The sequence below is a fragment of the Klebsiella spallanzanii genome, assembly GCF_902158555.1.
Lineage (GTDB): Bacteria > Pseudomonadota > Gammaproteobacteria > Enterobacterales > Enterobacteriaceae > Klebsiella > Klebsiella spallanzanii.
The window spans coordinates 126,383-138,123 of sequence record NZ_CABGGS010000003.1; the positions used below are offsets into that span (position 1 = coordinate 126,383).

Below are 11,741 nucleotides of genomic sequence, written 5' to 3' on the forward strand. Positions count from 1 at the left end.
ACTGAGTTGAAGTCATGAGCTATTTTTTCGTCACGACGCTACAGGTCTTTTTCTGCATTGCGCTGCTCTCCGCCGTACTCTGGGGACGCGGCAACCCTCCCACACTGCGCCCGCTGGTCTGGACGTTGCTCACCGCGCTGGCTGGCGGACTGCTCGCCGGGCTGTTTATTCGCCCGAGCCAGTCGCTGGAGCTTCTGCTGGTTGGCGCGGAGATCCTCGTTTCTCTACTATTTTTGCTGAGCTTCTGGTGGTCAACGCCGCGCGTTCGCTATCTGTGGCAATGGGTTCTGACCTTCGGCGCGGCCCGTCACTGGGCGCTGGATCCGAACCTCGGCGGCCTGACCTCCACGCACGTGCTGAATACCGATCTACTGCTGAATCTGACCGCGCTGGTGCTGGCGTTCGCGCTTTTGTGCCTGGCGTGTGCGCTCTGCGCCATGCTGTTGCGCAGAATGCGCGGGTTCTACTGGCCGCTGACCCTGCTGATGATGGTCTTGTTGTGGCTGCCGCTGAGCGGGAATTTGCTGCTGCTGTTGATGAAGCTACAGGTGGTGCCGCTGCTCAAGCCGCTGCTGAGCTTCGTCGCCAAGGTGACTAACAATGCGGCGATGTATAACTGGGCCGCCGCCGCGGTACTGCTGTTAATGTGCCTGTTCTGGATCCCGGGGCTGCGCCGCTATTACCGCAATGTAAAAGCGACGGAAGAGCCGATTTCCCGCCGTCTGGCGCTGGCCGAACGCCGTGGGGCGACCCGGCTGTGGCTCACGACTATTTGCTGCGCGCTGGCGATTATCGGCGGCCAGCTATGGTGGGATCTGGTAGCTTCGCAGCCGCCGCGTTTGTCCGAGGCGCAGCCGGTCACGCTGGCCGCTGATGGTCAGGTGCATATTCCGGTCGACCAGGTGCGCGATGGCAAACTGCATCGCTTCGTCTGGGTGGCGGATGACGGCAAAGCGATCCGCTTTTTTATCATCAACCGCTATCCCGACAAACTGCGTTTCGGCGTGGTGTTCGACGCCTGCCTGCTGTGCGGCGATCAGGGCTATGTGATGGAAGGCAATCAGGTGATTTGCGTTGCCTGCGGCGTGCACATCTTTATCCCCTCCATTGGCAAACCCGGTGGATGCAACCCGGTGCCGATCGACGACTGGCGCAACGATGACAAAGAGCTGACGATACCCGGCGCGGCGCTGGCCGTGGGGGGGAACTATTTCTCTACCGTCCTGACCATTAAAGTGACCGACCCGGTGGATGGTTCAACGCTGACCAACACCAGCGCCGACTTCAAATACAGCTATGGCGGTAAAACCTGGTTCTTCTCATCAGAAGCGAACTATGACCGTTTCCGCAATGCGCCAGAGCAGTTTGTTCCTGACGCAGTGAAGGAGGAGTAGCGATGCTGTGGCGAATGATCTACCAGTCATGGGGGCGCAATCTGCGGCGTAAAGCGCTGGCGGTATTGACCGTGTTTCTGGCGACCAGCCTGATATCGGCGCTGCTGGCGGTTTCTATCGACATCGGCGACAAAATGTCCCGGGAGCTGAAATCCTACGGCGCCAATATTCTGATTGAGCCTGCAGGGCAGGCGGCGTTGCCCGCGCTGTTTAGCGAACAAAGCAACCCGCTGGCCAGCGACGATTTTCTGGATGAATCCGAGCTGCCGAATATCAAAGATATCTTCTGGCGCAACAACATTGTTGGCTTCGCACCGATGCTCGGCGGCGAAGTGAGCGTGGATGGCCATGATATCCGCGTGCTGGGGACCTTCTTTAGCCAGCCTGTCACCATACCAGATGAAGAGGGATACGCAACCGGGCAGCGGACGGTCAGCCCGTTCTGGCAGGTGAGCGGCGAATGGCCGCAGGAGCCGGTCGGTGAGACACCGCAAACCCTGGTCGGCCACGCGCTGGCGCGAAATTACGGCTGGAAGCCAGGCGATCGCCTGGCGTTAAAGGTCGCGGATAACGTGGTGAACGTGCAGGTGAGCGGTATTTTATCCAGCGGCGGCGATGAAGATAACCAACTGGTCATGCCGCTTAGCGTGGTGCAGCAACTGCTGGGGCTACCGGGGAAAGTGCAGGCGATCCGCGTGTCGGCGCTGACGGTACCGGAAAACGAACTGTCGCGTCGGGCGCGTGAGGATCTCGAAGCGCTGAATGCCGAAGAGTACGATCTGTGGTACTGCACCGCCTATGTGTCGTCTATCGCCCATCAGCTTGAGGAGGCGATTTCCGGTGCGGAGGTGCGTCCTGTATGGCAGGTTGCTGCTTCGGAAGGCGTGGTTATCGATAAAATTCAGCTGTTAATGGGCGTGGTAACTTTAGCCGCGCTGGCCGCCGCCGCGATGGGCATCGCCTCACTGATGACCAGCACCATTATGGAACGCGCCAAAGAAATTGGCCTGATGAAAGCGCTGGGCGCGCGGCAGTGGCAAATTCTGCTGCTGTTCTATCTTGAGGCGGCGCTGGGCGGCCTGGCCGGTGGAGCATTTGGCTGCATCGCCGGATGGGGGCTGGCGAAGGCTATTGGCCTGATGCTGTTTGATACGCCGCTTAATTTTGCCTGGGTGGTGGTGCCCTGCGTGCTGGTGATTGCGGTGCTGATTGCGTTAATCGGCACCTGGTTCCCGGCGCGGCGTATTGCCCGTCTTTATCCTGTGGAGGTGCTGTATGGCCGCTAAGCGCGACATGCTGTGGTTATTAGTATGGCGGGCGCTGCGGCTGCGTATGCAGCGGGTCAGCGTGGTGTTTGCCGCGCTGGCGGTCGGCGCGACCATCGTCACGGCGCTCTCAGCAGTGTGGTTCGACATTAATAGCAAAATGAGCGAGGAGTTGCGCACCTTTGGCGCCAACTTCTACATTGGTCCGGGCCATGGCACCAGCATGCCGCAGCCGGAGCTGCAGGCGATTCTTGACGGCGCACCGGGTGGACTGATTCACGGCGCCAGCCCTTGGCTGTACGGTACCGCGCGCACCGAGCTGGAAAAAGTGGTGATGGTCGGCGTGTGGTTTGAGTCGCTGCAAAAACTGGTGCCCTACTGGCAGGTCAACGGTAGCTGGATCGGCGTTAGTTTTGACGATCGCAACGCGATGATTGGCGTGAAGCTGGCGCAGCGTCTGGCGCTGAATATTGGCGATAGCGTGACGCTGGTGGACCATAGTCGGCGCAAGAAACTGCTGATTAAGGGCATCGTAGAAGCCGGGGACGCGACCGACAATATGCTGATCGTCAGTCTTGACGTGGCGCAGTCGTGGCTGCAAAAGCCCGGCGTTATCAGCCACGGGCTGCTGAGCGTCAGCAATGACCTTGGTCAGGTGGAGAGCTACGCCAGCCAGTTACAGCGGCAATACACTGACCTTGAGATTCGTCCGGTGCGTAAAGTGTCGGCATCCGAAGGGCAGGTGCTGGATAAAATTAAGGGGCTGATGGGACTGGTATCGATAGTTATCCTCGCGCTCTCATCCCTGTGCGTGAACACCACCCTAATGGCGATTGTCGGTGAACGCTCCCGAGAGTTTGCCCTGCAAAAAGCGCTGGGGGCCAGCAACGGCGATATTACCCGCCAGATGTTACTGGAGACCAGCATTATCACTTTTGCGGCGGTGGTTTGCGGTTGGGTGCTGGGCTATCTGCTGGCACAGCTGCTGGGATTAACGGTGTTTAACGCCAGTATCTCGCTGCGCCTGCCGGTGCTGCCGATTACCCTGGTTCTGTCTTTACTGGTCGCCCTGCTGGCGGCCATTGTTCCGGTGCGGCGCGCGGTGAGCGTCGAACCTGCGAAAGTGTTGAAAGGAGAGTAACGCCATGACCGTCACATCTTTGCGTCAGATGGCGATTGAAACACGTCATTTATATAAGCGGTTCGGGGAAGTGACCGCGCTGGAAGATATCAACCTGCGCATCGCCCGCGGTGAATTTGTTGCCATTATGGGGGCCTCCGGTTCCGGGAAAACGACGCTGATGAATATTCTCACTTGTCTGGATACCGCCAGCGAAGGGCAGGTGATCCTCGACGGAACCGACGCGGCGGCGCTGGACGAAGAGGGGCGCCGCCGCTTTCGCGCGCAGAAAATTGGCCTTGTGTTCCAGCAGTTCCACCTGATCCCGTTTCTGACGGCGCTGGAAAATATCATGCTGGCGCAGCATTACCACAGCGTGGTGGATGAAGCTGCCGCCAGAGCGGTGCTGGCTCAGGTCGGCCTTGAGCATCGCGTGACTCATCTACCGAGCCAGCTGTCGGGCGGGGAACAGCAGCGCGTCTGCATTGCCCGGGCGTTGGTTAACGAGCCGCCGGTTATTTTTGCCGATGAGCCAACCGGTAACCTCGATGAAGAGAACGAACAGCGGGTGCTGGATCTGCTGACCGATTTGCACCGCCAGGGGCGCACCATTGTGATGGTGACCCACAACCCGGCGCTGGGGCAGTTCGCCGATCGCATCGTGCGTTTGCAGCACGGAAAGTATCTGGGAGAGGAGGTGAATCATCATGCGCATGCCTAAAGTGATGCTTGTCCTGCTGCTGGTGCTGCTCGGCGGCTGCAAAGAGGAAAAGCTGACGCGCGGCGAGGCGGCACCCGCGCTGGCGGCGTTTGATTTGCAGGGGGAATCTGCCAGCCTTGAGCGCTGGCAGGGCAAGGCGGTGTATCTCAATTTCTGGTCATCAAGCTGCGGCGGCTGCCTGGCGGAGATGGATACCTTACAGGCGCTCAGCCAGCGCTGGCCGGATAAACTGGTGGTGGTCGGCGTCAATACCGACCCGGAATCCGTCGATATCGCGCCGCTGTTGGCTAAGCATGGTGTCACCTATCCGGTGCTGCGCGATCAGCTCAAAATGACCCAAGAGCGCTATCAGGTTATCGGCACCCCAACGTCAATATTGATTGATAGCCATGGCACGGTGCTGGATTTGCATCAGGGCCTGCGCAAGCCCGAGGAGCTCCAGACAGTGTTTAGCCAACTGGCGCAGAAATAGTTTCCTCACGCGCGAGCAGTCTTGTAGCCCGGACAGGCGCGTTAGCGCCGCCTCCGGGAAAATAGTGGTAGCCCGGGTAAGGCGTCAGCCGCCACCCGGGATGTTTCACTTACAGATACTGGCTCAGCAGCGCCTCAAGGCTGTTCTGGTCCACGGCAAACAGGCGAATACCTTCGGCGAGCTTTTCCACCGCCATCGCATCCTGATGATGCGCCCAATAAAACTCCGCTTCACTCATGGCGGCGGGCTTTGGCTGAACTTCACCTTCATACGTCAACGGTGCAGGTACCGGCCCCTGGGTTTGCTGCAATTGCGCCAGCAGCGCCGGGGAAACGGTCAGACGATCGCAGCCGTTAAGCGCCAGCACCTGTTCCGGCGTGCGGAAGCTGGCCCCCATCACCACCGTCCGGTAACCGTGCATTTTATAGAAGCGATAGATCTTCTGTACCGACTCGACGCCCGGATCGTTATCGACGGTGAAGGTGGTATCAGGGGTGTTTTTCTTGTACCAGTCGTAGATGCGACCGACAAATGGGGAAATCAGAAAAACACCAGCATCGGCGCAGGCTCTGGCCTGGGCAAAGGAGAAAAGCAGCGTCAGGTTGCACTGGATACCCTCTTTTTCCAGCGTTTCTGCCGCGCGGATCCCTTGCCAGGTGGCAGCGAGCTTAATTAAAACCCGATCTTTACCGATCCCTTTCTCTTCATACAGCACAATGATTTCCCGCGCTTTAGCTATGCTGGCCTGAGTATCAAATGAGAGGCGGGCATCCACTTCCGTTGAAATACGCCCGGGAACGCTTTTCAGGATCAACGCTCCGATACTTACCGCCAGATAATCGGCAATATCCGCAGGCTGTACCGTTTTTCCACTCTGGCGAGACCTCACCGCTGCGACGGCATCTTTCACCAGTTTTTGGTACTGCGGAAGCTGCGCCGCTTTATAAATAAGCGAAGGGTTGGTGGTCGCATCTTCAGGCTGATAAGCCATAATGCTGTCAATGTCCCCGCTGTCGGCAACAATGGTTGTCCGCTGCTTTAGTTGTTCAAGCTGATTCATCGCTATGACCTGTTTTTCAATAATAGAGCTGGAAACAACAAGGAGAAGGCAAGGCCCGCTCCTTATTGTCGGTTGGGTGGGGGATTATTTTGCCTGCGCGACGCGGGAGGTCAGGCCTGGCATATTGAAGCATTCGGCTTCGTTCTGGATCATATCTTTAATTTTATTGACCACGTAACGCTCAGGCTCGACGCCAAACGACTTCAGATTGGCAAACATGGTTTGCATCTCTTTGACAACGTCCGGTTTTTCGTAGTTGTAGTGGCCGCTGAGTTCAAGAATCTCTTTCAACAATTCCGGCTCGTTAAAGATCTGCTCTTCGGACTTGTTTTTGTGCTCATCGGTCATCCATTTTTCCCATTTGTGGCTCAGTACGCACTCGCGGGTCAGGACGGTTTTTAAATCAGACGCCGACTTGATAAAGCCTTTTGCCGCCAGATCTTTCTCGACTTCCGCCAGCTTCAGATAAGCGCGGGTTTCAATGGTGCCGTAGGCCGGAGCGACGTTCATCGCGGTGATGCCCAGACCCGGATGCTTCAGTAAAATTTCATCCGGCAGGTAGTCGCCGTTATGCTCTTTCAGGCCGACGCCGTGACGGGTGCTGATAGCCGAAAGCTCTGCGGACTGCTTATCGTTGAAGTGGCCAACGTTTTTGGTCAGACGGGTCAGGGTGCCGGTTTGGCCGACGATAAACAGCGGCTGCGGCAGCGATTCGGCAGCAAGACGCTTATTCAGCTCGATAATAAACCCTTCATAGGCGCTGACGTCGGTCAGGCCGCCGTTGGTCTCTTCGGTACCGACTTCATAGAAGAACTCTTTCAGGTTATTGGCCTTGCGGTACTCTTCGCAGAAGCGAATCAGCTCAACGGTGCGGCTCAGAACCAGTTCAATATCAATGACTTTACCAACAACGTACGGGTCTTTCGTCGGGTCGATATGCAGCAGGTCGAAACCGGCGTCCATATCAATCTGATAAGAGCGGCGTGCCAGTTCCATCGCTTCGGCTTCCGGAATGTGGTCTTTACGCTCTTTATCGCGCTGCCATGGGCCACCGTGGTCGCGGCAGAGGAAGTAATCGCCGTCGAAGCCGACTTTTTCCGCCATCGCTTTCAGGTCGGCAGCAAAGCGAAACTGATCCCAGTTATTAACGTAACCCGCGCCAAATTCATCGGCATCAACCTGGTTGCGGCTGGCAATAAACATCAGCGGCAGATCTTTTTCTTTACCCAGCTCAAAGCAGGCCTGAATTAACGCCGGAGACATGGGGCCAATTCCCAACATAGTGGATTTGCCACCGTTAACAATATAATCGACGTACTGTTTCATTGTGTTTTTCATGATAACTCCTCAGACTTTATTCATATCAGAAGTGATTGTTTTTTTAGCCGACTCTTTTTTTACCGGCTCGCTAATGTTGGGGCGCAGAATATGCAGGCAGATGGCGGTGACAATAACGCCGATAAGCATATCGATGACGTACCACATTGGTGCTTTATTGACGCCAGCTATGGCAATTAATCCACCGTGGGGAACCATAGATTCGACACCGTGAACCATAGCCAGACCGGCACCGACGGCGCTACCGATAATAATTGACGGCAGAACGGTCTTCAGGTTTTTAACGGCGAAAGGAATCGCCCCTTCGGTAATGCCAATTAATCCCATAAAGGCAGCAGAGGTCCCCATTCGTCTTTCATCTTCAGCCCATTTACGCTGAGAAATAAAAGTCGAGAGAGCAATGCCGAGCGGTGGAATAGCGCAGGCAATACGGTAAGCACCATTTGGGCCATAAATACCTTCTGCCATTAATGCGAGGGTAAATGCCGTTGCGGTTTTATTGACCGGCCCGCCCATATCAAAGGCCGCCATGGCACCGAGAATTAAACCTAATACGACGCCGCTGCTTCCCTGCATATTAGAGAGCATGGAAACCAGCCATTTCATGGCAAAACCGATGGGCCCAATCAGCACGTACAGATAGAGCATGCCGACAATAACGCTTGAAACGATGGGAATAATCATGATTGGCATAACCGGCATCAGCACTTTGCCGACTTTCCAGGTTTTTACCCATTTAGCAACGTAGCCGCTGAGAATACCGAGCAGCATCGCGCCGAGAAAACCGGTTACCACGTGGTCCGCGCCCAACGGCGTGCTGGCCATAAAGCCGGTGATTAAACCCGGTGTCAGGCCCGGTTTACCGGCGATAGAGTAGGAGATATAGGCCGCCAGCACCGGGATCATCATCCCGAGGCCCGCGCTACCGATAGCGCCAAGGTTTAATAAGAATGGGTTGGTGACGACCATGCCTTTGCCCGCAACCGGCTCGCCGCCAATCAGGGAGAGCGCCAGACAGATGCCGCCGACCACCACCACCGGCATCATATATGACACGCCAGTGCTGAACGCTTTGACTAAATCATCCTTAATGGCTTTTGCTTTTTCCGACATTTTTTATCCTCCCGATACCCTGTATTTTTATGGGGTGACCACGGTATACGGGCGTAGTCATCCCCGGGCGCTTTTGCGTCATAATTGAAATACAGCGTTCGCAGAAATTTAATTAACGTTATTATTCGCCGGTACCGAATGCCGAAAGTAAATCAGGACCGGCGGGTTGGTTTATTTTGCCAGTTTCTCAGCCCGGTCAATAATAGCCGCCGGATCGCGAACCACTTCCGCCGGGTTGAGCGAAATAACCAGCCCGGCGTCTTCTTTTTCTTCAAAACGCTCGACGCCTTCAATACCAATAGCAATCGCCAGAATAACGACATCGGCTTCGGCAATCTCATCTTCGCTTAATTCATTTTCAATCCCCATGCCGCCCTGAGTTTCGACTTTGACGTCATAACCTCTTTTTTTACACTCCTGCTCAATCGCTTCCTGGGCCATATAGGTGTGGGCGACTCCGGTAATGCATGCTGCGACTCCGACAATTTTCATGAGTGACTCCTGATTTTTTATTTGGCTGTAATTTTAAATATGGCTTAATAATTTCCTGATTTCATACGGCCAGAGTATTGGCCATCAGGTTGTAGAGTACGTTGACGTTTTCGGCCTGTTTTATTTCATTGCGGAAATCCTCTTTCATTAGCTTTCTGGCAAGCGTGGAGAAATATTTCATATGCTCATTAGGGTCGGCGGATTTACTGACCGTGAGCATGAATACGGTTTCGACTTCCTGATCGCCCCACATGATGGGCGACGCAAGAGTTGCCATACTGATGGTGGAGTAGTGAATATGGTCCGACTTGGTGTGCGGAATGGCGAAGCCATAGCCCACGGCGGTGGAGAATGAGTCCTCGCGCGCCCAGATATCGTCGGTTAATTGCTCCCGATTCTCGGTGCGATGGTGCAGCCACAGATTGTCGGTCATCTTTTTGATAACTTCGTTTTTGTCGCGGGCCTGTAGTTCGCAGAGAATGAACTCCGGGGCGAGGATTGGCATTTTGCCGACCGCTTTTACGTCCGGAGAACGCAGCGCAGCTTTGACATCAGCGGAGCGTTTTAACGCCACGATATCCTGCGCCACGCCCTGGCATTTAGCGAAACTCAGCTCCCGCAGCGTATGTTTAACGCCCGGAATCGAGGTGCCGCTCATGCTGAGTTCGTCAAAGCCCATGCCGACGAACAGCGGCAGAAAATCTTTGCTGGCGCCCAGCTCCCCGCAGATACCTATCCACTTGCCAGCACGATGGACTTCATCGGCGGCATACTGCATGGCGCGAAGGAATGCCGGGGCATAGTTGTCGTACACCGCTTCAACCTGAGTATTTCCGCGGTCGGCGGCAAAAAAGTACTGCGTCAGGTCGTTACTGCCGACGCTGAAGAAGTCCGCGTATTCGGCTATTTCACGAATTGCGAAGATGACGGAGGGCACTTCCAGCATCACGCCGAGCGAAATCTCATCGTCGAACGCCAATCCCTCGCTGCGCATCGCGCTTTTCACTTCCTCCAGCACTTCACGGCACCAGATAACTTCGTCAACGTTGGCGATCATCGGAATCATGATTTTGGCATTGCCAAATGCCGAGGCGCTGAGGATGGCCTTGAGCTGCATGGCGAAAAGCTCGCGATAGCGCGGATAGGTGCGTACTGCCCGGAAGCCGAGAAACGGGTTCTCTTCTTCACCGAGGCTCATATAGTCGACGGGTTTATCGCCGCCAATGTCAAAGGTGCGGAAGATAACCGGCTTCCCATGCGCAACCTGCATCACCTGAGCGTAAAGCTCCGCCAGTTCACGGTAGTCCGGTGCAGTTTCGCGGTCCATAAATGACATTTCGGTACGGAACAGCCCAATACCTTCAGCGCCGTTGTTGAACGCGGCTTCGGCTTCCGCCAGGCTGGCAATGTTGGCCGCGATTTCGATGCTATGATTATCGCGGGTCACTGCCGGTTGGTGGACGTTAGCCAGCATTTGCTGCTGCATGCTCTGCTGGACGGCAATTTCATTTTGGTAATAGCGCAGGACTTTCTCATCCGGCGCGGTAATCAGAATTCCCGGATTACCGTCAATAATAATGTCATTTTCTGCATTCAGCGCCAGGGTTGAAAAATCGATATCCGTCAGGGTTGGGATACCAAGCGAACGGGCCAGAATAGCTGTGTGCGATGTTTTACCGGTGGCGGATAACACCATTCCGGCAAGATACTCTTTATTGATGCCGAGGAACTGACTCGGCGTCAGGCTATTGGCCAGAATAATCGATGGCTGTGTTAATTCAAGGCTGTTTTGTGGTAATACGCCAGCGCCATAAATCGACGTGAGCAATTGACCTGTAATGTCAAGAACGTCAAGGGTCCGCTCTTTAATATATTTACTCGATGAGCGATTAAGAATTTCACAGAACTCTATGGCAGCCTTAATGACCGCATTCCAGGTATTTTCTCCGCCAGCAATCGCGGTGGAGATATGGCTCTGGAAGGTTGCGTCGGTAATTATTGATAAATGCGCTTGCAGGATATCATGCTCAACGCCTTTTTGGGTTTCCAGCGCGGTCTGTTTATCATGTTTGAGCGTTTCTAAACCCGCCAGAAAAATACGCTGCTGGCGCTCAGTGGAATATTCACCGCCCGGGTTACGCGTCAGCATTTCATCCAGTGACAGGCTCTGAATTCGAACGGGTCTGGCAATGGCAACACCACCGCTGATGCGTGAACCCTGAATAAAACTGAGCTGAGTTTCCCGCAGCGAACGCGGGAGATAGCCTGCTGGCGCTGTTGTTTCTTCTACCTGACTGACTTCGAAAGAGGGCAATTTTTTGATCAGCGCACTCAGCTGTTGGGCAGCGTTTGCAGCATCTTTTCCGCTGATGGTAATTTCACAGGCGTCGTTGAATAAGGTATCGGTGGCGACAATCGAGAGGGCGCTTTTACCATTACCCTGAATGCCGCTGCGAATATTATTCCAGCACACCGTAGATTGAAATGTATTGCACAGCCGTTCGATATGTCCCGCCGGTCTGGCGTGAATACCATCCTTTAGATCACATTGATACGTTATTATCTCTGACATCATTGCTCCCGATAATCATTTAGCCAGGGCTAATTAATTTTCTTTGCAGATGTGGGTATCTGCATTTCATGTTTTATATCCTTCATCGTTCTCAGTTAGCTTTGAATAGAAAAAAAGTGACCTTTGCTTGAATAAAAAAGCCTGATTATTATTTTGTGATCGCAGTCATAAAATTAGATAATATTAACCCTTGT

At 54.7% G+C, this 11,741-nt stretch carries 10 protein-coding genes; 5 read left to right on the forward strand and 5 right to left on the reverse strand.

Annotated features, from left to right (window positions below; all coding sequences use genetic code 11):
• The first annotated feature begins 14 nt into the window (after positions 1-14).
• From FN082_RS05650 to FN082_RS05670, 5 genes are read left to right on the forward strand one after another with little or no spacing between them, the layout of a single operon-like run.
• Positions 15-1,394 carry a Fe-S-containing protein gene (locus FN082_RS05650; protein ID WP_139537467.1) on the forward strand — a complete coding sequence of 460 codons (1,380 nt, stop codon included), beginning with the start codon at positions 15-17 and terminating at the stop codon, positions 1,392-1,394.
• A 2-nt stretch (positions 1,395-1,396) separates the two neighbouring features.
• Complete coding sequence (locus tag FN082_RS05655) at positions 1,397-2,680, forward strand: ABC transporter permease (RefSeq protein WP_139537466.1); 1,284 nt, start codon at positions 1,397-1,399, stop codon at positions 2,678-2,680.
• A complete protein-coding gene (locus FN082_RS05660; RefSeq protein WP_142981268.1) occupies positions 2,670-3,800 on the forward strand; it encodes an ABC transporter permease in 1,131 nt (376 codons plus the stop codon). Before FN082_RS05655 ends, FN082_RS05660 begins: the two co-directional genes overlap by 11 nt.
• Positions 3,801-3,804: 4 nt before the next feature.
• Entirely contained in the window at positions 3,805-4,500 is a 696-nt protein-coding gene (locus tag FN082_RS05665; RefSeq protein ID WP_064176584.1) for an ABC transporter ATP-binding protein, read from the forward strand.
• On the forward strand, positions 4,487-4,972 hold the full coding sequence (locus FN082_RS05670; protein ID WP_142462899.1) for a TlpA family protein disulfide reductase: 486 nt from the start codon (positions 4,487-4,489) through the stop codon (positions 4,970-4,972). The genes FN082_RS05665 and FN082_RS05670 overlap by 14 nt, the downstream gene beginning before the upstream one ends.
• Positions 4,973-5,081: 109 nt before the next feature.
• Here FN082_RS05670 and tal read toward each other — a convergent pair whose 3' ends face one another.
• The 5 genes from tal to ptsP form a co-directional block, all read right to left on the reverse strand.
• Complete coding sequence (gene tal, locus FN082_RS05675; RefSeq protein ID WP_142981269.1) at positions 5,082-6,032, reverse strand: transaldolase; 951 nt, start codon at positions 6,030-6,032, stop codon at positions 5,082-5,084.
• 84 nt (positions 6,033-6,116) lie between these two features.
• Positions 6,117-7,370, reverse strand: coding sequence for a class II D-tagatose-bisphosphate aldolase non-catalytic subunit (locus FN082_RS05680; RefSeq protein WP_142462897.1), 1,254 nt, complete (start codon positions 7,368-7,370; stop codon positions 6,117-6,119).
• 9 nt (positions 7,371-7,379) lie between these two features.
• A complete protein-coding gene (locus tag FN082_RS05685; protein ID WP_139537462.1) occupies positions 7,380-8,483 on the reverse strand; it encodes a PTS fructose transporter subunit IIC in 1,104 nt (367 codons plus the stop codon).
• 171 nt (positions 8,484-8,654) lie between these two features.
• Entirely contained in the window at positions 8,655-8,975 is a 321-nt protein-coding gene (locus FN082_RS05690; protein WP_139537461.1) for a PTS fructose transporter subunit IIB, read from the reverse strand.
• 61 nt (positions 8,976-9,036) lie between these two features.
• Positions 9,037-11,547, reverse strand: coding sequence for a phosphoenolpyruvate--protein phosphotransferase (gene ptsP / locus FN082_RS05695; protein WP_142981270.1), 2,511 nt, complete (start codon positions 11,545-11,547; stop codon positions 9,037-9,039).
• Positions 11,548-11,741: the final 194 nt, after the last annotated feature.

Excerpts from the sequence above, each read along its gene's own strand:
- tal (WP_142981269.1), bottom strand. The coding sequence starts at position 6,032 with ATGAATCAGCTTGAACAACTAAAGCAGCGGACAACCATTGTTGCCGAC.
- FN082_RS05680 (WP_142462897.1), bottom strand. The coding sequence starts at position 7,370 with ATGAAAAACACAATGAAACAGTACGTCGATTATATTGTTAACGGTGGC.
- FN082_RS05655 (WP_139537466.1), top strand. The coding sequence starts at position 1,397 with ATGCTGTGGCGAATGATCTACCAGTCATGGGGGCGCAATCTGCGGCGT.
- FN082_RS05690 (WP_139537461.1), bottom strand. The coding sequence starts at position 8,975 with ATGAAAATTGTCGGAGTCGCAGCATGCATTACCGGAGTCGCCCACACC.
- FN082_RS05685 (WP_139537462.1), bottom strand. The coding sequence starts at position 8,483 with ATGTCGGAAAAAGCAAAAGCCATTAAGGATGATTTAGTCAAAGCGTTC.
- FN082_RS05660 (WP_142981268.1), top strand. The coding sequence starts at position 2,670 with ATGGCCGCTAAGCGCGACATGCTGTGGTTATTAGTATGGCGGGCGCTG.
- ptsP (WP_142981270.1), bottom strand. The coding sequence starts at position 11,547 with ATGTCAGAGATAATAACGTATCAATGTGATCTAAAGGATGGTATTCAC.
- FN082_RS05670 (WP_142462899.1), top strand. The coding sequence starts at position 4,487 with ATGCGCATGCCTAAAGTGATGCTTGTCCTGCTGCTGGTGCTGCTCGGC.
- FN082_RS05665 (WP_064176584.1), top strand. The coding sequence starts at position 3,805 with ATGACCGTCACATCTTTGCGTCAGATGGCGATTGAAACACGTCATTTA.
- FN082_RS05650 (WP_139537467.1), top strand. The coding sequence starts at position 15 with ATGAGCTATTTTTTCGTCACGACGCTACAGGTCTTTTTCTGCATTGCG.